This is a genomic window from Streptomyces sp. NPDC088732 (genome assembly GCF_044751205.1).
Taxonomy (GTDB): domain Bacteria; phylum Actinomycetota; class Actinomycetes; order Streptomycetales; family Streptomycetaceae; genus Actinacidiphila.
Genome location: NZ_JBIVLI010000036.1, coordinates 1 through 19,906, shown reverse-complemented (window position 1 = coordinate 19,906; position 19,906 = coordinate 1). Strand labels below are relative to the sequence as shown.

Sequence of the window (19,906 nt, the reverse complement as noted above, 5' to 3'; positions counted from 1 at the left end):
CCGGACCGGCGAATGGGGCCGATCGGCCCCTGATCGGAGACGGCCGGGGCGGCGGAGGCTGGGACCTGGATCAGCAACGGACCGCATGCCCGCCGGGGCGCGCACATCATTCGGAGGCAAGCCATGACCATCAGCCGGACCACCGGTCTGTTCGACGCGTTGCCTCCGACCGCCCGCGGTCGCCTTGCCGACCTCTCCCGCGAGGTCAACTTCCCCGAGCGGACCCGTATCTTCGAAGAGGGGCAGCGGGCGGACCGGTTCTGGGTCATCCGGACCGGTTCCGTCTCCCTCGACCTGCACGTACCCGGCAGGCGTGCGGCAGTCGTCGAGACGCTGGAGCCGGGCGATCTGCTCGGCTGCTCCTGGCTCTTCCCGCCCTATACCTGGCACTTGGGAGCCGAGACCCAGAGCCCCGTCCGAGCGATGGAATTCGACGCGACGATCGTCAGGGCGCTGTGCGAGGCCGACGCCGCGTTCGGCCGTGACGTGTCGCGGCGCATCGCGGAGATCGTCGCACACCGGCTGCAGGGCGCCCGTACCCGCCTCCTCGACCTCTACGCCCCGTACGGCAGCGGCCAGCGAGGATGACCAACGGGGCGACGTCCCCGCAACCGAAGGGAGGATCCCGTGCACGGAAGCCCGCACATCGTCAGCGACGTCATGACACGGACAGTGGTGGCCGTCGCCCGCGGCGCTTCGTTCAAGGAGATCGTCGAGACCATGGCGAAGTGGAAAGTGAGCGCCGTCCCGGTACTGGAGGGAGACGGCCGGGTGATCGGGGTGGTCTCGGAGGCGGACCTGCTGTCCAAGGAGGAGTACCGCGACAGCGACCCGACGCGGGCCGAGCAGATGCGCCATCTCGCCGAACTCGCCAAGGCCGGCGCGGTGACCGCCGAGGAGCTCATGAGCGCCCCCGCCGTGTGCGTCCACACCGACACCACGCTCGCCCAGGCCGCACGGGCCATGGCACAGCGCCGCGTCAAACGCCTCCCTGTCACCGACAGCGAGGGAATCCTGCGCGGTGTGGTCAGCCGGGGTGACCTGTTGAAGGTCTTCCTGCGGCCCGACGACGACATCGCGGAGGAGGTGCGCCGTGAAGTGGTGGCGTATTTGTTCCCGGGGGAGCCGTCGCCGGTACGTGCGGACGTGAAAGAAGGCGTCGTCCGCTTCACCGGCACCCCGCGCGACACCAACCCGGTGCCGGTTGCCGCCCGCCTCGCCCGCGCGGTGGAGGGCGTCGTGGACGTCGAGTGGGACTGACAGTCGTGGGCGCTCCGGGAAAGTGAGGGGACCGGGAGATGGGTGACAAGAAGCGGCCGGCCCGCCTGTCTGTAGCTACCTACGATCGGGAACTGTTGAGCCTGCAGATCGAGTTGGTCAAGCTGCAGGAGTGGGTGCGGGTCGGGGGCCACCGGCTTGTCGTTGTCTTCGAAGGCCGGGACGCGGCGGGAAAGGGCAGCACGATCAAGCGGGTCACGGCGCATCTCAATCCGCGCATCGCGCGCATCGCCGCTCTCCCAGCGCCAACCGAACGGGAAAGCACCCAGTGGTACTTCCAGCGGTACGTCGACCACCTCCCGGCAGCCGGTGAGATCGTGCTCTTCGACCGCAGTTGGTACAACCGCGCCGGCGTCGAGCACGTCATGGGCTTCTGCACACCCCAAGAGCACGCACGGTTCCTCCACCAGTGCCCGATTTTCGAGCGGCTGCTGATCGAGGACGGCATCCTGCTGCGCAAGTACTGGTTCTCCGTCAGCGACGCCGTCCAGGAGCAGCGCTTCAAGGCGAGGCTTGACGATCCGACCCGTCGCTGGAAGCTCTCCGGTATGGACATGGAGTCCATCACACGCTGGGAGGCCTACTCACGTGCCAAGGACGAGATGTTCGTGCACACCGACATCCCCGAGTCCCCCTGGTACGTCGTCGAGAGCGACGACAAGCGCGCAGCCCGCATCAACATGATCGCGCACCTCTTGTCGAGCATCCCCTACGAGGAGGTCCCGCTCTCCACGGTCGAGTTGCCGAGCCGGCCGCCTTCGACGGGCTATCAGCGGCCGCCGCGCGACCTGCAGACATTCGTGCCGGACCGCACGGCCGATCTGCGCGAGTAGGGTACAGGCCGGCGGCATGGGGTGCACCGGTGACCGCAACGGACCGCACGAGCGGCACCGTCGTACCGGCCCTCTCCGGCGCCGGGCGCCGGGGCACGGAGACGTCCGCCGGTCATCGGTCCCGTGCCGGCCGGCGGTGGTCCGCGGCCGACGGCACGGTTTCGGCCGAGTGGTCCTGCCCCCTGACGATGACGATCGGACACGGTGAGTGCTGGGTGCAGTGCTGCCCCACCGATCCCAGCAGTGCTTCGGCGAACCCGCCGTGCCCACGATTGCCGAGCACCAGCAACGACGCACCTTCGGCCGCCGCCAGCAGGACACGGGCCGGGGTGCCGTATTCGACGTGGCTACGGATGTCCACTGCCGGCTCCGCCCCGGTGACGCGGGCGATGGTGTCGTCGATGACCTGCGCTGCCGCGGCGTCGAGTCGCAGATCCTGACCCGCGGGGGGCATCCACCCGAACGAACCGTAGAACTGGGGGTACTCCCAAGCGATCACGGCGTCGATCACACCGTCCATCAGCGACGCCTGCCTCACCGCCCAGGCGAGTGCCTCCATCGAGGACGACGAACCGTCGACGCCGACGACGATCCGCGGCCTGTCGTCCCGCTGCGTGTCCACCATGCCTCCTTCGAGGTCACTTCCTCCAGCGCGCGCCCGCGACGAGCACGGGCGCCGGTCAGGCCTGCTGCCTGGTCGTGGCGGCGGGATTGCCGGACCCCGCCGCGCCCCACGTACCAGCGTGTGCGCGCACCCGCGGAGCCGCAATGGCGACGGCCTCCGGCCATGGGCCGTCCGGCCCCGGGAAAGGTACTGCCCGGCACTGACGTTCCCGGCTACATGCCGGCCTGCGTATGGGCCGTCCGGCCGCGCGGGCGGCGGACGGGAAACAGGCGTCGATGACGACAGTCCGACGGGAGTGTGTGCGGAATCTCCGGCGGACTCCCGCAACTTCGTACCTGGCGGCAACGGCACTCCCGCCGTCCCGTCACGCAGCGTCTCGATGAGGGCCCAGCCGACGCCGTCGTTGCGCCGGAACACGTTGCCGATCCCGATGATCACCCAAACGCCCGTATCCGGCGTGGCCCAGCCTCCAACCGGTGGCATTGCATCACCCCTCTCGCCGAGGGACGCCCGCGGAAGGGACGGGTCCGAGCAGGGAGGGTGTGCTGAGTGCGTACGGCTTTCCGAGCATGTCAGGCACGAACCGGGAGTTGTCAGACACGATCTTTGGGTCCGGCCGACGGGTGCTGCTGCCGTTTCCGAGCCGGTCCGACCACGTAGGGCCGCATCATCTCGTTGTCCTCGTGTTCGAGCATGTGGCAGTGCCATACAAAGCGACCGGGCCGGTCGAACGTCGCCTTGAGCCGGGTGACGGTGCCCGGATAGGCGATGGCGGTGTCCTTGTAGCCGCGTTCCCAGGCCTCCGGGGGAGTGGCGGCTTCCTGGCCGGATTTCTGCCGGTCGACGATCTGGAACTGGACCTCGTGGATGTGGATCGGATGGGCGTCGGCCGTGAAGTTGTGGATCTCCCAGATCTCGGTCGACCCCAGGGCCGGGTTCTCCGTGGTGGGCTCGTTCCAGCGCATGGGGACCGGTTTACCCCGGTCGTCCACGGTCCCGAGCAGAAGCTGCCGGGGCCCGGAGTGCGGAAGGAGATCGGAGCTCTGCTCGTTGAGGGAGAGCCGGCGTGTGCGGTCGGCCGAGCCGAGGGGCTCCAGTGCGGGCAGCGCCAGATGCTCCGGGGGCACGCTCGTGTCCGGTGAGGTGAGAGGGCGGATGTCGAATCGGAGGACCTGCCCGGTGGTCGCCGGGTCGGCTGCTGCGAAATCGGCTCCCGCCGTTCCGCCCTTGAATGCGGCATCCGGACCCTCGTTGATGAGGTACAAGGCCGTGCCGACGGGCACCGCTGTGAAGTCGACGACCACGTCGGCGCGTTCCGCGGGCGCGAGGAGCAACTGCTCGCGCTCGACAGGTGACGGGAGGAAGCCTCCTTCGCTTCCCAGCTGCCAGAAGGCGAGGGACGGGTTGGCGGGTCGGCGGGCGAGCGGGTCGGTGACGACCTTGAGGATCAGGTACCGCGAGTTGCAGCCATTGAGGACGCGGAAGCGGTACCGACGGGGTTCGACATCGAGCGCCGGCCAGGTCCTGCCGTTGGACACCATCGTGTCGCCGAAGTACTCCGGGTTCCAGATCGGTGGGATGTCGCTCTCGGGCACATAGGGTCCTTTGAATCCGTCGAAGGCAACGCGGCTACCGGGATAGAGAAGACTTCCGTCCGTGTGGAACGACCTGTCCTGGATGACGAGCGGGATCTCGTGGTAGCTGCGGCCTGGCGGGTCCCCGGGCCGGGGCCCAGGGCCGGGCAGGACGCCTTCGCGGAGGTCCGCGGGACCACCCCGCAGAAGGTAGAACCCGGCCAGGCCGGCGTAGACGTTCAGCCTCGTCACGCCCAGAGCGTGGTCGTGGAACCAGAATGTCGCCGCCCTCTCCTCGTTGGCGTACTGGAAGACGGCATCTCCCTCGGTCCATACAGCGCCGTAGGCGGCTTCGGCCTTGTGCCGGAACTCGTCGTAGAACGTTCCGACGCGGGCGTACCCCGCGGGGACGTCAACGGCGTCGGGCAGATACCAGGCCTCCGGGTACCCGTCGCTCTCCTCGGTGTTCCGGCCGCCGTGCAGGTGGGTGATGATCGGTACCGGGCCGCGGTACGGCTCCGGTGTCGTGTGGAACATCCCGTGTCCGTCCCGCCCCCTGGTTCCACCCGGCGGGTTCGCCCAGTGCAGTGCCGGGTCGACGGGCAGGAGGTGCGGGAGATAACGGCCTGTCCGGTTGTACAGCTGGTTCGCCCACCGCACTCGCACCGGCGTCCCGGATCGCGCCTCGATGGTGAACGCGGGGTAGTGGAACGTACCGGGGTGGTGCAAGGAGCCGTATCCCCACACCGTCGTCGCGGGAAGCCCGGGAGGCAGCACCTGCTGGCGGAACTGGCGAACCGCGATGGAGTAGTGATCGACCCTTGCTCCCGGGGCTCGCTCCGACTGCGGCATCACCGGGGGGATGACCAGAGGTCTCTCGTACTTCCCGATCCGCTGCGGATTCAGTGCGGTGCGGCCGGTCAGCGGCACCTGCAGTGGCGACGGCGCGCTCCCGCTCCGTTCCGGGAGGAGAGCGAAGGCCCCTCCGGCCACGACAGTCTGGATGACACGCCGCCTGGTAACCACACCGCCGCCTGCCCGTCCCGTCGACCATTGTGTGTGTCCCAGTGTGGTGTGCGTGCGGGGACCTTGCGTCGGCGAGGTGCTCCGAGCGGGTGTCGTGGCCCAGCCTCTGGGGGGTACGGACCCCGGCGGGCCCCGCATTGCTGATCTCGCCGGCGGTCGTGGATGGCTCATCTGTACCTTCATCCGCTGCCACGCCGGACCTCGGATCATCGTCACCGACGCCTTTTGGTCCTGACAGGGCGGTGAGCTGGCAGCATCGTCCCAGCTCCACAACGCAGTCGTCGTGCGGAGCCCCGTCAGGGACCTGACCGTCCTCAACGACGTAGAACCGTCCGCCCCTCCTGGATGGCGCCCGTGCTCCCGCCGTACCACCGTGCCCACCCCGGGACGCCCCGATGGCGCGGATTGCCACCGCTGTTCCGGAGCAGTGGGCCGGGCAGCCTGCCTGGGTTTCGGCCTCACCTGACTCCCGCGAAGCCGGCTCGCCCGTTCCGCTTGCACGTGGCGACCGGCAGCCCTGCGGAAGCGGGTCCGTTCAGATGATCGCAAGGGGCACGGGATCCAGGTTCAGCTTGTTCCGGCATGAGTCGACGGCCTGCGTGACCCAGGCGGTCATGGCGTCGTGATCTGCCGCGATCGCGTGGAGCTCACTGGCCTTCTCCTGGGCTTGGACCATCCACGGGGCCAGCGGGTCTTCTCTAAGGACTCGTTCGAAGTGATCGCGGGCTGTGTCCGGAACGCCGACCAGGGCGGCTGCGATCCCGGCGTCGAAGCTGTCCCAGAAGTATCCCGGTCGCACCGGCCTGGACATCAGGTACCGGGCGACGTCCGGCAGGGCCGGGAACCTCTCCCTCAGCGCGGTCACGTGCGCAGCCGCCTGCCGGTTGAGTTCGAGTGCCAGCGGCGTGAACTGGTGCGGGGTGCGAAACAGTTCGGAGCCGACACGGACTGCGTCCACGTGGAAGGCCAAGTGGTCCACGTCGTGCCACAGCCACATCGCACCGACGTGCAAACCGCTGCCGGCAATCCGCGACGGGGTGAACTCCGCAACCCCGAGCCACCACCCGTGATCGTCAATCCACAGCCGCGACCGCCCACGCCGGGTCAGGCCGAGCGGCTTCAGGGACTCCCGCGCCGCCGAGGTGATGATCCGGAGCACCGGACTGCGATCTGCCATGACCGGCATTATCGACTGGCCCACTGACAGACTGCTGGTCGTGACGGCCTGAGCCCATGTGGTGAGGGGGCGGGGTCCATGGCCCGCGCCATCCTCCCCAGGAGGCTCCGGGGGACCCCTTTGTGCTCACCCTCCTTCGACTGCGGACCTCTGGCGTTGTCCGGCCGGGCTCTCTTCGTCACGCACGTGGGCAGAGGCCACCGGCAGCGGGTCCGGTGCCAGTCGGTCACGCCGGCGGCGCCACGGCAGTGAGGTTCAGCAACCGCTGCGACTGCAGCCGACCGTCACGAACTGCCCCCGACCTGCCGACCAGCCCAGCTCTCAGTGCTCCTCAGCGACCGTCATGCCTGTGGTTCGCATCGAGGGGGCCAGGGCGACGGGACGGTCCGGCATCGGTTCTGACCGCAGTTCCGTGAAGGATCCTGGAGTCTCTCGGCCCGGTGCGGCCCGTCCGGAGTCGCCTGGTTGGATGAACGTATGACGCAGTGGTCGGAACTCACCGACGCGTGCGGTTCGGCAGAGCACGTTCCTGCTCTGCTGGATCGGTTCGAGGCCGATCCGAGTGGTGTGTGGTCCGAGTTGATGGACCATCTGTGTCCGCAATTGGACACTGCCTGCACCGCCGGCTTCGCGGCACTTGCGCGCTTGGCCGAGATCGCGACCGCCTGCAGCCGGGAGACCTTGGGCGAGGTGCTGCTGGCGGCGGGAGCCGTCGCCTCCTGTGCGCCCGGGACGTCCGATCCCGACAGCCCGCTGGCGGTGTTCTCGGCGCCGATCGCGGTCCTGCACGACCTCACCGATCGCCGCCTGAGCCAGACGGCCGGGGCCGAGGAATACGTGCACCTGCTGCAGGCCCTGCTCTCCTTCGAGGGCGTCGAGATCTGGGACCGCTCCCTGGACGGCCTGCAAGCCGGGGAGTACGAGGTCGACTGCCCCTACTGCGGCGTCAACGTATTCGTCGTCATCGGACAGGACGACTCCTTCTGCTGCACCGACGACTACGCGCTGCAAGACGTGCAGAAGTCACCCCTCCGACCGGCGCTGACGCAGCAGTTGGAAGGGCTGCCCCGAAGACTGTTCACGCGGGCCATGGCGGACGGCCAGGAGGGCCTGGCGCATGGCGTCCGCCACCTGTTCGGGCGAGCCGCCTGTCCGGACTGCGGGACCGACTTCTCGGTGGCCGAGCGTGTGGTGGCCGGCTGGATCCCGTGACGGGCCGAGGCTCTGTGTGCCCCGCGTGAACGTTCCTGCATTCACCGTCCGACCCGGGCTTTCACGGAATTGCGGTCAGAACCTCGAAGCTCACCGCGTCCACGGTCCCCACCACTTCGCAGGCGGCGGGTCCGCCGGGGCTGACGTCGGCTGGTCGGGATGCAGCCCGAGCCGCCGAAGAGTGTCGGCACGGAAGCGAACAGCGATCGTACCGTGCCAGTGCCCGTCCGAACGCACGCCGCACACCAGGTCAACCCTGACCTCGTCTTCGGCGAACGGGCACCAGTCGATACCTCGGTCCCGTAGTCAATCCGCCGTCAGCTGGCCCGGCCGCGGGCAGCCGGCAACGTTCTCGTAGCGGAAGAGAGTCACCCATTCGAAAGCCTGATCGCCCATGCCGTCATCATGCCGCAGCGCGGGAACTCACTGCTCGACCTTTACCCATCACGCGAATCCGGTCAGAGCCATGAATTTCCCCACCGGCTGCGTGGAGGTTCCTCAGACCTGCTCACTGCGCCTCCCCACCTGCGGCACGTTGTGGACCGGTGCCGCTCGGGCGGGACCAGTCGCTGCTGTGCCCCGGGAGGCTGTGTCAGTGCCTCCTGCGATCCTTCTTCGATGATCAACGAGTACGAGAAGCTGCTGGCGGGGCTGGACGATGTGAACTGGGCCGGCCTGTCCCACGCCTACGAGTCGGCGCATGACGTTCCCGGGCATATACGCACCCTGTGCGGGAGCGACGACGAGGCGCGCAAACAGGCGTTCAGCAGCCTGTTCAACAGCATTTTTCACCAGGGCAGCCGCTATTCGGCCTCTCCGGTCGCCGTGCCGTTCCTCGCGAGGATCGCCGTCGCGGGCCCCGCGGCCGCCCGCGAGGACACGATGTGGCTGCTCACCCGCCTGGCCGTGGACTGGCACGACGAGTACGACGTGACCACCGGCATCAACGTGGCCGGATGGCGTGCGGCCGCCGCGGAGGGCGGACCGCAGGAGCTCCTGCCGTGGTACGAGGAGCAGCTGGCCGCCGCAACGGATGCCGACCGGCGCGCACAGCTGCAGGAACTGCGGGACTGGGTGGCCGCCGGCAACTCGCCCGACTCCCGGTGGTCGGCACTCCAGTCGTACGACGCCGTCCTGGCCGAACTCCCCGGCCTTCTCGCCCTGCTCGACGACGATGACGCACGACTGCGGACCCGGATCGCCTACCTCCTGGCCTGGTTCCCCGAATTCTCCACCACCTCCCTGCCCCGCCTCCTCGCCCTTGCCGCACAAGACACGGACCCGGTCACCGCGGCCACCGCACTGCTCGCCGCCGGCCTCGTCGGACCTTCCTCCACGGCCGAGGACATCACCCCGTACCTGGATGCCGCAGATCCGTTGATGCGGTGGGCCGCGGCCACCGCCCTGATCCGTCTCGCCGGCCTCGACGCAACCCCGGTCGGCGCCGGCCTGCTCAGCCGGACTGTCACCGAACTCACCGCAGCTGCCCGCAGCCCGTTCGATCGCGTGACCGACTACTGCGATGGCGACCTTCACGGCCACATCGAGCGCACCCTGCACGCCCTGCCGCCCGGCTCGGACCCGGCCGCTGTGCGCGAGGCGCTCGACGTGTGCCTGCCCCGCATCGTCTGGGACTACTACGGCTCCCGCACCCGCAGGGCGATCCAGGAGCTCTTTCCCGCTCCGCAGCCGCACCCCGCACCCCGCTACGCCGACCTGACAGCGGCGCAGCAGCAGCTGTTGGGCGATCTCGCCGGCCACCGGCACGCCTGGCTCATCCGCTCGTCCGCCGACCGGCTGCGGGACCTCGGCCTTCCACACACGCAGGAAGACTTGCAGTCCTTCGTCGGAGCGCACCGCACCGCCTGAAGCACCGCAGCACCACGCAGCGAGCCAAGGAGCGCTCAGGAACGCAAGAGCGGCATGGCTGCTCGGCGCGACAGGGTTGGTTCCCGAGCACGCCCCGGTCACCTGCGGCATGGTCCGCGCCTACATCGCCACCTTCCGCGGGGCTCCGGCCGAGGCGCCGCCCCGGCCGCCGACGGTGAGGCAGGTGACAGGCCGGCTCACCCGTCACCCCGCTACCTTGACCGAGGAAGAGCGGGCCGGCCTGAAGGAGGTCCTGGCCCGCTGCCCCGAACTGGACAAGGCGGCGGAACACGTCCGCGACTTCGGCGAGATGCTCGCCGACCGGCTCGACTCCACACTCCCCACCTGGATCGACGCAGTGGACGCCAGCCGGCTTCCCGGCCTCACAGGCTCTGCACTCCACCTGCTTCGAGACCTCGACGCCGTGACGGCCGGGCTGACTCTCGACTGGAGCTCCGGCAGCATCGAGGGCGCGGTCGACCGCATCAAGAAGATCAAGCGGCAGCTCTACGGGCGAGCCGGATTCGGACTACTCCGCAAGATGGTCCTGCTCCAGTAACACTTCGAGACGCTCCCCGAGACCTGCGCGAGAATTGGGGAATAGGAACATTGGCTGCTACAGGGGTCCGTACGGATGTCCAGCCGCGGCAGTATGACCTCATGTTGATCCGAAAGGGCGATGCCGCGTAGGCGTCCCAGGGCCGTCCGTGCAGAGCGGTGGCGGCCACGATGGCGGTATCCGGTCCTGAGAGTCCGCGGTGTCTCCGCGCAGACTCGTGCAGCGATCCGCCGGGTCGAAGACCAGCACATGTGGCCCAACACGGTCGCCGATGCGCTCTCCCGCTTTGAGCGGGCCTTCAAGCAGCCTGGGCGCTGTCTGAACGCCTCCGAGGCCGTTTCGCCCGGGATGGAGGTGGAAGATGCCCGGGACGACCTGGAGTGCGCGATGCGACTCCTTCCTCCCGGAGCCAAAAGGGACTTGGGGCGACTGGTCACGCACATCGATGAGGAATTCGAGCGCCGCACCTTGCCGGAGCCCAACAACATCGAGTGGGCAATGGAAGGCTGGTGGTGGACCAGGATGCGTGAACGCTGACGAACCCCGGACCCGTGTGCCTTCAGTCGAACAGCACCGTCACCTTCTGTTACCGGTCCCCGAGATCTGTGCCAGAACCGAGAAACAACAGCGCGAGCGACGCGCGGTGCGTCATTGCCCGGCGGGTGCTCGGGTGAGTCCGATTCCGACCTTGTTCAGCATCTGTCCGAGGAGGTGGAGGGCTCGTGGCCGTGTTGGCACTGCGCGCGCTGTTCCCGTCCAGTAGGCGTCAGTGAGCTTCTCGGTCACTGTGAGGATCTGGTCCTCGTCCTGGGTGGCCAGGACGAGGACGAACCGTACGTAATCGCCGATGTCGGTGCCCTGGGGGTGCTGGTGCGTGAAGGTCCGTAGGCGCGGTGTCAGGGCGGGCAGGGTGAGGTCTGTCGGGCAGACCACGGCGAGTCCGGCGATGGCGAGGCGGACCGCTGGGCATTCGGCCGGCCAGCGTGCCAGCAGATCTGGAACGTGAGCCTGGACCACGCTGCTGGCTCGGGCCTCACTGTCGGGATCGGCATGCTGCGGGGTGGCCGGCCAGGTCGCGGCGAGATGGCGCTCAGCGACAGTGGCAGCTTTGAACAGCAGGCCAACGGCTTGGAACCGGTGTCGGGCGGGAATCCGGTCGTCGGCGGCGAGGGCCGCGAGCAGGACGAGGCCGTCAGCGGTGGCGGGTTGGCAGGTGTCCTGGTGGAGGATCTCGTTGTAGAAGTCGCCGAGGAAGCGCCGGTCGTCCCAGTCGGGGTCGACCTCGCCGTCGAACAGCATCGCCGCCTGGGGCGGCCTGCGACCGGGCAGACGGTCGGCAATGACGTCCCGGAACAGTTGCCGGATCGGCGGACCAGCACCGTTCGTGGTGTGTCGGGTCTGCTCGGGTTCGGCGTTCGTATCCATGGCCGGCGCAGCCTACTGGAGCGTCTCAGGCCGACGGCCCGTCGCCTGGGCGGGGCGGGGCGAGGCGCTGGCCTGGTGGAGACGGCCGACCGCCAAGGGCCACAGCAGCCCCGAAGACGGCTCGGCTGGCGCCGAAGAGAGGGGATTCCGTGGCCGTCCCGGCGCATGCGTCCGCACAGGCCGCCGGGCACCGCCGACACGGAGGCCGAAATGACGGGCGGGGGAGGCACGTCGACCGGGACACACAGATCATCGAACTGGTCCGATCCTGGTCCGGCTCCGCCGGACGCGGCCGACGTACGGTCACGCTGACGCGCCGGACTGCGCCCCGCTCGGCGCGCCCGCCGCGCGGCAGCAAGGTTCCGGGAGCGTGAGGTGAGAACCGCGGTGGCTGGGTCGGCCGGCCCTCCGGATTTGTCCGGCCGATCACGTTCGGAGCGGGTGGGGATGCCAGGGAGGGTGTTGTGGGGCGGGATGTTCAGCTGGTGCGGGACTTGGTGGCGGCCTCGCCGGGCTTCGAGGACCTGTTTGATGCTCACGTCGTCAACGAGGACGGTGTCCTGCCCCATGTGTTCTTCTGGGATGTCGTTCAGGAGACCGTCGCGTCGTTCCTCGGCGGGGAGGAGACGGACTGGCGTGTCACGCTGCGGTTCCTGGAAGAGCAGCTTCGGCTCGATGCCCCGGAGGTGACCCAGGTGATTGTCACCTCGTTCCTCTTCAGTCTGCCGTGGCCGGACCAGCCCGGATACGGCCTTGTCAACCACCTTGGCCTCACCATGAGCGCACGCTTTGCGGCGATTCGACCATCCGGCTAGGACCTGTCCGGTCGCGCTGATGACCACTCGGTGTCCAGCTCCTTGATGTGGACCTCGGGCGGGGTGATCTGACGGATGTCGAGTGGGAGCGGCTGCGGCCGGGCCTGCCGGTCAGCAAGAGACGCGTTGTGGCCGGTGGCGGGATCACCGGCGGGGCGCCGCTGGCGCCCAGCCTTCCACCGCTGTGGCCGGAGCCACGGCACCAAGCCCAGCCCAACCGGGAACCACCTGCTGGCGCCCTGGGCACGAAGCCGGGTCAGGCCTTCGTCGATTACGCTCACCGCGGCTCCTCAGAGGGGCGGCTGCGGGGGAACGGAAGGGGCGGAGGCATGGGCGTGGAGCGCAGCGATGTCACGCGGGACGACGGCACGTGGATCGGCCTGTCCCTGGACGTACAGGACCGTCACCAGCCGGGACTGTGCGTGTTCAGCGCCGGGCAGCGGCTGCTGGTCTCCCAACTGTCGCGGCCCCTGTTGCTCGCCGTTGTCGACGAACACCTCCACGGCGTGGACTTCTGGCGCACTGACGAATACCACTCCTTCGTCCCGCCACTACGCGCTGATGCGGGGCGCGCCCTGGCGGGCAGCCCGGACCGGTGGGCTCACCGCTTTGCCCAGCACCTCATCGAATCTCCGGACAGCCCGTTGCACGAGGGCCGGTGGCTGCTCTCGTGCGAAAGCCCGCTTCGGCGCTGGCGTCATGCCGACACTTCGCATGCCGAGTACTGGAGCTCCATGCTCGTCGACGGTCATCCGAACGGATACATCGACTGGTTCATCCACAATCATTCGTGGGAGATCCTTCCGCTGCGGCCGATGCCCGATGCCGACGACAGCCGGGTCAAGGCGTACCGCAAGCAGGCCCGTGAACGGACACTCCCGCCCGTCCTGATGTGGTGGGTCAGTGGCCTTGACTGCCATCTGATCCTGGACGGTCACGCGCGACTTGCCGCGGCGATAGCCGAGTCCGTCGATCCTCCATTGCTGCAGCTGCACCGCACGGTGCCACGCGATGACCGCACTGCGCGCATCGACGAGGCCGTGGGCTTCTACGAGAACGAACTGGCCCGCTTCGCCGAACTCCGCGCCATCCACGGCCCCACCGTCCCGGACGGCGCCACCACCGCCGGCCCACAGCTCGTCCGCCTCCTCCACGACCTGGACACCGCGGAACAGCCGACCTGGGCCTGGCCCCTACCTGGCGGGGAGGAACACTGGCGCCGCATCGCACGCGAGGTGACAGCCGGCCAGGATCGGCCCTGGACCTGAGACCGGGTCGGAGACCTGATGGTAGGAGGTCCGGTTACTTCAAGAAGTCCTGCCAGAAAGGGACAGTCGCCTTCGGGTTCCATTTCTCCTGGTCCCATTCGTGGTCCTCGTTGAACCCGTTGTCGATGTATTCGGCCAGGTCGGTGCCGTAGTAGATGATGTCGGTGCCCCAGATGGACAGGACGGGGTGTCCGTGGTTTCCGCGGCCCGCCGGAAGGAACCGGTGTGCGTACACGGGAACCAGCCGAGGCTGCGGCACACCGTCCAGCGGATCCTGGCCCGGCTTCAGCATGAGCTGGGGGCGGAGATCGCCTACTCGACCGTGTGGGACTACGTCCACCGGTGCCGGCAGGAGATCGCCGAGGCCGCCGGGGCCGCACCCTCAGCGGGGTTCGTGATCCGCCACAATCAGCCCGGCATGGAAGCGGAGGTCGGCTTCGGCGAGGCCTGGGTTGACCTGTCTTTCACCGACCCCGGCTCTGCGTGGCCATTGTCGATGCCTCACCTTCAACGGCACCATCATCGAGACCGGCACCGAGTCCTACCGCCTCCGCGAACCAAAGCCAGGCAGCAGGCGAGGAGATAGTCAGGCGGCCGTGCGGCTGCGTCGGTAGTCTCCGCGGGTGTCGTTGACTCAGTACGTCTACTTTGCGATCTCCAGCGCGGGCACCACTGCCGACGAGATTACCCAGTTGCTTGGCGTGGAACCGGACGAGGTCACGGTGCGGGGGAGTCTCACCACACCACCTCACACCATCCCGTTCTGTCACTGCTGGAAGGTTTTCTGCCGCGAGCCCGGCCTGCCAGTCGATGAGCAGATCGACCAGGTCATCGGCAGACTCCGGCCCCGCATGGAGGCGCTCACCACTCTGACAACCCGTCTCGCAACCGAGGAGGGCCCCGGGGCGCGACTCTGCAGGTCCAGCGCTACTTCAACCGGCATGAGGAGCAGCCCTCCGGCTCGCCGGACGACACGAACCTCTTCGGCTGGCACCTGGACCGCGCGGTGGTGGACTTCCTAGCCGCAACCGGCGCAGATCTGGATGTCGACGAATACGACATGACACCCAGCGACGACTGACACCGCCCCCTTCAAAGCGGGGCCACTACAGACCGGGCCCGTCGCAGCAAGCCGGGGCCAGTTCAGACCGGAAAAGTGGGGCCATACCAAACCGTTAACGCCACTCGGATAAGGCGCGGACATGACGCCGGTGACAGCACGACGGGCAGCTCTGAACTGTCTGCCGGCACCTCGATGCCGATGAGGCGGCCCTGCTTACGGCTGTCACCAGCGCATGCCGAGGGCTTCGAGTTCCTGGCGTCGTTCCTGGTTGAGTTTGTCGGCGCGGCGGCGGGTGTTGTCCAGGAACTGGCCCAGCTTGACCTCGGTGACGGTCCCGTCGGGTTCGATGAGCTCCTCGACGTGCTTCCGGGGTACCCGCAGGGCCCCCTCGCGGGCGTGGAACTGGCGGGCGGCGCGAAGGTTGACCGCCCACTTGTCGGCCTGTGTACGGCGCGCCTGCGGCCTCTCGTCGGCCTTTGCCGGGTCGAGGAGAAGCATGTTCTCCAGCATCCAGACCTGCGCCGGCAGCAACTGGTTCCACCCCAGGCGCTGCACCTGGACCCACGCGCCGAGATCCTCGCCCTGCACGCTCACCTGTCCCGGCACGGTGGGCAGCGCCTGGCCCCCCACGACCAACCTGCGACACAACCGGTAGGAGCGTTGCCAGGCCACAGGCCAGATGGGGCACCAGGACGCGTCGATCGCCTCCAGCGCATCCCGCCGCTCCTCCGTCAGCGCTCCGGCGGTGGAGCCGACCGACAGTCCTGCCGCGCGCCGCTGAGCGATGCTGTCGGCGAGCCTGCCGGCGGTCCGCTGGTTCTTCATCCAGACGCCGACGGGGTAACCGTTCCAGACCGCGGTGGCAGGCGGCAGCAGGTGCCCGTGCTCGCCCGCCCACTCCCTCGCGGCGGACAGTCCCTCGGCGAAGGCGACGTCCCAGTGCGACCACACCATGCCCAGATCGCCTAGTGCGGCCGCCCTCGCGGGCTTCATCTGGCCCGCACGGAAAAACCTGCGCTGATCCGCAATCCACGTCCCCAGCGGGAAATCGGCGGGGTCCCAGTTCCCAGGAGTCGTGAACGAATACGGGACTTTCAAATTCTCGTTCTCTTTCACGTAGCGGGTGGCGGCCTGGATTCCAGCACGCCAGTACGTGTTTTCCGGCCGGAGCACGCGCAGGCTCATGAACCGGGCCAGGATCGCCGGATCACGCGGCACCGAGAACGACAAGAGACCCTGCGCCGGAGCCGAGACACCACGCTCCGCACCCTCCCCGCCCAGGCCGCCCGCCCCGCTGGCTGATGCGCTCTCAGCAGCCGACGGCTTCGTGGCGCGGCTGTGCGCTTGCTGCTCCGCGATCTGCTCGATGGTCTCGGTGTCGTGTGAGCGCAGGGCAGCCATTACCTTGGCCAAGGCGTTGTACCCCCTGCTTGTCAGCATGGCGTCGGGGTCCTCACCGGGGGCGAGGAATACCGGCACGACCAGGCTGGCGACCTTGCCTTCGCCGGGCTGCATGCGCAGCGCCCGGCCGACGATCTGGAGAATGTCCACGGCGGATCCGCGTACGTCCCCGAAGAACACGCTGTCGCAGCCCTTGGTGTCGACGCCCTCCCCAAGGACGCGAACGCTGCTCAGCAGCCGTAGACGCATGGGCACCAGCTCTCCGGCGTCGCCTTCCCCGACGGGGTCGGCGAACGTGGCCAGGGTTTCCCGCCGGTGGGTGGGGGAGTGCTCCCCGCACAGCCAGTCGGCCCAGACCCGGTCCGGCTCCGCATACGTTTCTGGGTCGTCCTCCCACAGGCGCCGGGCGACGGCCGGCACCCCGGCTGCCATCGCCTCCGCTTCACTGGTGCGGTAGTGGAATGTCAGCATGCGGCGCAGGCCACGCACGGCGGCGGTCTTCACTGCAGCGGTCTGCAGAGCTGCAAGCCGGGATCCGCGCACGGTGTCGGAGCGGGACTCCATCCCCAGCAGCGCCGCGGCCTGGAGCTCCGGGTCGGTGACGTCCACGCATACGACTTGGTAGGCCGCGACCAGCCCCCGGTCCCGGGCCTGTGAGAGCGTCAGCTTGTAGGCGACCGCGCCGAACAACCCGTCCGGGTCGTCCTCCATTGATGCGACCAGCACCGGCCCCGCCCCGCTGTCCTCTGGCGCCTCCCACACCCGCGGCGTTGCCGTCATGTACAACCGCCGGTCAGCGGGGATTTTCGCGTTGTCGTGGACCGCAGCCCACGGCTTCGAACCCCGACCACTCGTCCGGTGTGCCTCGTCAACCACCACTAGCGACCACGGCGAAAGGCCCGCCGCATGCGCGCGTTGGAGCGTGCCCATCCCGACCGAGGCGTACGTGGCGAACACGGTGACGGTCTCCAACCCGTGCGTCCACGCCCCCAGCTCGTCCACGTCCGTCGTGCACGCGAACGGCGCCTCATCGGCCCGCAGCGAACAGATCCCGTAGAACGCCCCGTTACGCCCGCCGGCCCGCCACGCGGCCGCCATCTGCACCAGCAGATCCAAGGTCGGCACCAGCACCAGGACCCGGCCCGCGCGCAACTTCCGCGCGGTCAACACCCCGATGAACGTCTTCCCCGAACCGGTCGCCGCGATGACCTGCGTCCGCAGACCCTGCGCGGGCATTTCCCGCCCCGGAGTCAATTCCAGGGCCCGCATAGCCGAATCAGACGCCTCGACCTGATGCGGCAGCGGATCCATTTTCGGCTTCACGGATTCCATCTCCACCATAGTCACCATGGGTCTGGTCATCCCCCAACCCGGGACGGTTTCCAGCCCCGGCGCTCTGTGCTCCGGGGGTGCTGTATGACTCCAGAGCCTAGCGGCTCCATCATTTTGACGCACATACTTGCGCCGAGTAGACGAAACGACCGCACCACGCCAGCCCCGCAAACCAGAACTGGTCCCCTGCACAGTGCTCAGCGCTGCGCAAGCCACGCTCCATCTCCAGGACTCGGAAGATTCGAAACCCCCATCCGGGGCACCCCCATGAGACAGCTCAGCATCCTGCTCGAATACCGACCTCCTGGAGACTCCCGTGACCACCTACGTCATCACCGTGCCCGGCACTTTCGTTCAGGGCATCGACGACACCCAGCGCTCCGAGTTCGAGCGGAAGCTGCGGCCGCAGGACCCGAAGAACACCGACCTCGGAGAAAGCGAGGAACTGAGTCTCCTCACCGTCCAGGACGACGGTCACGCGTTCTCCGTGCGCCTCGAAGTGGAGGCCTCCGGCCGCACCGAAGCCGAGACAGAGGCCGTACGCCTGGTCACCACCGCCCTGCGTGACAGTGGCTTCACCGAGCAGACCGCGCCCCTGGGGCCGGCCGCGGTCACGGGGATCGACCGCGAATTCTGAACCGGCCGGGCAAGGCACCCCGCCCCCGCTCCTTCGAGCCAGCTCCGACCCGAAGGGCCGGCCGAATCAAGTGAGGCTCGCCCCCCCGGAGCCGCCGGTCGTCCGGAGCGTGCCGGGGCCGCAGGAATTCCATGGTGGTGTGATGGGAGGGCGTCGTAGCGTGTTGCCATGAGCGGGGACATGTGGGCGGGAGTGCGGGACCGGGTGCTGCGACTTGGCGAGCTTCCGGACAGTGAGTCGGTTTTCGGTGCCCGTGGGCATGGCTTTCGGCTGGGTCCGGTTATGGAGGAGGAGCAGCTCCAGGCGCTGGAGGAGGCCGTCGGTGTCGACTTGCCCACGCAATACCGGGGCTTCCTGCTCCAGGTGGGAGCCGGGGGCGCCGGCCCCGACTACGGTCTGGTGACGCCGGTCCTGGACGATAGTGGATGGCAGTGGCGCGGTGTTGGACTCGTGCACCCGGGGCAGTCGACCACAGCCGAACTTGCCGGGCGCCCTTTCGTGGTGGAGGCCCTGCAAAGGGAGCTTGACGCACTGGTTGCACAAGAGCCCAAGGCGGAGGCGTATGCGACCGATGACGCCTTCCATCAGGCGTTCACTGCGTGGGATACGCGCTACGAAGAGCTGTACGACGCGCAAGAGGCGGGCGTGGTCTTCCTGAGCGAGCAAGGCTGCGGCTACTCCTCACTGCTCGTCATGACAGGCCCGCATGCAGGTGCTGTCTGGGATGACGTGCGGCCGGCGGACGGCGGCATCGTGCCGACCGGACACGACTTCGGGCAGTGGTACCTGCGTTGGCTCGTGCGTACCGAGCAGCACCTCGATGGCACATCAGCTGTGCACGGAACCCACAACCGCGGCTGATGCGGCCACACCCTGCAGGGCGGTAGAACTCCAGTCGATGGTCGCGGGCGACCAGGAGATGACAACAGAGCCGGGCCGCCCTTCGTACCTTTCCGTATCCCCGGGGTTGCGTGGTTGTGTGCGACTGATGCCCGGCTGTCAGTCCTTGGCGCCAGGATGCTCGTGTCATGACAGGTGATGAGGGAGGGGCAGGCGTGAAGGGCATGAGGAGAGCCACGGTGGCCGCGGTGCTGGCGGCCATGACGGTGGCAGGGACCGGCCCAGCGATAGCGGTGGCTGCAGGAGTCGCTGGTGCGACCGATGCCGGTTCCACGGGAACACCTGCGGCGACTGGAGGCCTTCTCCCGCATCCAGGCCCGGACGGTTTGGTGTGGGTTGAGGAACGGCGAGGTGATGGGGGAATCGCATCAGGGGGAGCCTCGGACAGACTCCCGACCATTCTCACCGTTGCCTGCGAAGGCGGAGGCAACGTGGTGGTGACCATGACACAGGAGACCCAGCTGGCCGAGTTCACCGTGGACTGCCCGGCCGGCACCCCTGGCGTGGGTTCGGTGACCATGGATGCTGGCGTGGTGCAGTTCGGGTCCTTCACCGCGGGAGTCGATGCATCGAACGAGAACATCCGGTGGGCTCTGACGGTGACCCAGCCCGAATAGCCGGGCACCTCACGCTGTAGCTGGCGGGGCCCGCGTGAGCGGGCCCCAAGGCCGGAGGCGAAGCCGAAGGCCGGTCAGGGGAGCGCAGCGACCCTGACTTTGAGGGCACGTTAGTGCCCGTACGGGCTAGAGCGAAGCGGAAGCCCGCACGGCCCGAAGGGCCGGCCGAACAGAGTGAGGCAACCCCGCACGAAGTGCGGGGGTTCACTGTCGAGCGCAGCGAGGCGGCCGCCCCCTGCGAAGCAGGGGGCTCTCGCTTGCACATCGCGCAGCGATGTGCAACCCGCTCCGCGGG

The 19,906-nt window shown here is 68.5% G+C and carries 19 protein-coding genes; 13 read left to right on the top strand and 6 right to left on the bottom strand.

The genetic code is table 11. The features are described from left to right. Positions 1-123: 123 nt before the first annotated feature. The 3 genes from ACIP9H_RS39090 to ppk2 are packed head-to-tail and all read left to right on the top strand — an operon-like array spanning position 124 to position 2,111. A complete protein-coding gene (locus tag ACIP9H_RS39090; protein WP_401963679.1) occupies positions 124-588 on the top strand; it encodes a Crp/Fnr family transcriptional regulator in 465 nt (154 codons plus the stop codon). A gap of 39 nt (positions 589-627) precedes the next feature. Next, on the top strand, positions 628-1,260 hold the full coding sequence (locus ACIP9H_RS39085; protein ID WP_401963677.1) for a CBS domain-containing protein: 633 nt from the start codon (positions 628-630) through the stop codon (positions 1,258-1,260). Between the two features lie 38 nt (positions 1,261-1,298). Continuing rightward, positions 1,299-2,111 (top strand): polyphosphate kinase 2, encoded by an 813-nt coding sequence (gene ppk2, locus ACIP9H_RS39080; protein ID WP_401963675.1) that lies wholly within the window; start codon positions 1,299-1,301, stop codon positions 2,109-2,111. A 112-nt stretch (positions 2,112-2,223) separates the two neighbouring features. Here ppk2 and ACIP9H_RS39075 read toward each other — a convergent pair whose 3' ends face one another. From ACIP9H_RS39075 to ACIP9H_RS39065, 3 genes are all read right to left on the bottom strand, one after another. After that, positions 2,224-2,736: a universal stress protein gene (locus tag ACIP9H_RS39075; protein ID WP_401963674.1), complete on the bottom strand. Its 513-nt coding sequence runs from the start codon at positions 2,734-2,736 to the stop codon at positions 2,224-2,226. Positions 2,737-3,329: 593 nt separating this feature from the next. After that, positions 3,330-4,847, bottom strand: coding sequence for a multicopper oxidase family protein (locus tag ACIP9H_RS39070; protein ID WP_401963672.1), 1,518 nt, complete (start codon positions 4,845-4,847; stop codon positions 3,330-3,332). A gap of 1,024 nt (positions 4,848-5,871) precedes the next feature. Continuing rightward, entirely contained in the window at positions 5,872-6,495 is a 624-nt protein-coding gene (locus ACIP9H_RS39065) for a hypothetical protein (RefSeq protein ID WP_401963670.1), read from the bottom strand. Between the two features lie 495 nt (positions 6,496-6,990). Between ACIP9H_RS39065 and ACIP9H_RS39060 the strand changes: the two genes are divergently transcribed. The 4 genes from ACIP9H_RS39060 (at position 6,991) to ACIP9H_RS39045 (ending at position 10,690) form a co-directional block, all read left to right on the top strand. Next, a complete protein-coding gene (locus ACIP9H_RS39060) occupies positions 6,991-7,725 on the top strand; it encodes a hypothetical protein (RefSeq protein WP_401597257.1) in 735 nt (244 codons plus the stop codon). Between the two features lie 618 nt (positions 7,726-8,343). Further along, entirely contained in the window at positions 8,344-9,594 is a 1,251-nt protein-coding gene (locus ACIP9H_RS39055) for a hypothetical protein (RefSeq protein WP_401963668.1), read from the top strand. 109 nt (positions 9,595-9,703) lie between these two features. After that, a complete protein-coding gene (locus tag ACIP9H_RS39050) occupies positions 9,704-10,153 on the top strand; it encodes a transposase (RefSeq protein ID WP_401597266.1) in 450 nt (149 codons plus the stop codon). A 249-nt stretch (positions 10,154-10,402) separates the two neighbouring features. Next, positions 10,403-10,690: a hypothetical protein gene (locus ACIP9H_RS39045; RefSeq protein ID WP_401597251.1), complete on the top strand. Its 288-nt coding sequence runs from the start codon at positions 10,403-10,405 to the stop codon at positions 10,688-10,690. 111 nt (positions 10,691-10,801) lie between these two features. Here ACIP9H_RS39045 and ACIP9H_RS39040 read toward each other — a convergent pair whose 3' ends face one another. Further along, positions 10,802-11,578: a hypothetical protein gene (locus ACIP9H_RS39040; RefSeq protein ID WP_401963666.1), complete on the bottom strand. Its 777-nt coding sequence runs from the start codon at positions 11,576-11,578 to the stop codon at positions 10,802-10,804. Between the two features lie 464 nt (positions 11,579-12,042). Here ACIP9H_RS39040 and ACIP9H_RS39035 point away from each other — a divergent pair, with 464 nt between their 5' ends. Next, the gene (locus ACIP9H_RS39035) at positions 12,043-12,393 is read left to right on the top strand and encodes a hypothetical protein (protein WP_401597245.1); all 351 of its coding nucleotides are present in this window, start codon (positions 12,043-12,045) and stop codon (positions 12,391-12,393) included. Positions 12,394-12,722: 329 nt separating this feature from the next. Continuing rightward, entirely contained in the window at positions 12,723-13,661 is a 939-nt protein-coding gene (locus ACIP9H_RS39030; protein WP_401597242.1) for a hypothetical protein, read from the top strand. Positions 13,662-13,695: 34 nt separating this feature from the next. Here ACIP9H_RS39030 and ACIP9H_RS39025 read toward each other — a convergent pair whose 3' ends face one another. Next, positions 13,696-13,896, bottom strand: a complete 201-nt coding sequence (locus ACIP9H_RS39025; RefSeq protein ID WP_401597239.1) for a hypothetical protein — start codon at positions 13,894-13,896, stop codon at positions 13,696-13,698. Between the two features lie 388 nt (positions 13,897-14,284). Here ACIP9H_RS39025 and ACIP9H_RS39020 point away from each other — a divergent pair, with 388 nt between their 5' ends. Then, complete coding sequence (locus ACIP9H_RS39020) at positions 14,285-14,683, top strand: DUF4279 domain-containing protein (protein WP_401963663.1); 399 nt, start codon at positions 14,285-14,287, stop codon at positions 14,681-14,683. Positions 14,684-14,946: 263 nt separating this feature from the next. Here the strand turns inward: ACIP9H_RS39020 and ACIP9H_RS39015 are convergent, their stop codons facing one another. Further along, on the bottom strand, positions 14,947-17,457 hold the full coding sequence (locus ACIP9H_RS39015; RefSeq protein WP_401963661.1) for a Helicase associated domain protein: 2,511 nt from the start codon (positions 17,455-17,457) through the stop codon (positions 14,947-14,949). 316 nt (positions 17,458-17,773) lie between these two features. On the opposite strand from ACIP9H_RS39015, the gene ACIP9H_RS39010 reads away from it, so the two are divergent. The 3 genes from ACIP9H_RS39010 (at position 17,774) to ACIP9H_RS39000 (ending at position 19,611) form a co-directional block, all read left to right on the top strand. Beyond that, positions 17,774-18,094: a hypothetical protein gene (locus ACIP9H_RS39010; protein ID WP_401963659.1), complete on the top strand. Its 321-nt coding sequence runs from the start codon at positions 17,774-17,776 to the stop codon at positions 18,092-18,094. Between the two features lie 168 nt (positions 18,095-18,262). Beyond that, positions 18,263-18,955 carry an SMI1/KNR4 family protein gene (locus ACIP9H_RS39005; protein WP_401963657.1) on the top strand — a complete coding sequence of 231 codons (693 nt, stop codon included), beginning with the start codon at positions 18,263-18,265 and terminating at the stop codon, positions 18,953-18,955. Between the two features lie 482 nt (positions 18,956-19,437). Continuing rightward, positions 19,438-19,611: a hypothetical protein gene (locus ACIP9H_RS39000; RefSeq protein WP_401963655.1), complete on the top strand. Its 174-nt coding sequence runs from the start codon at positions 19,438-19,440 to the stop codon at positions 19,609-19,611. The last annotated feature ends 295 nt before the right edge of the window (positions 19,612-19,906 follow it).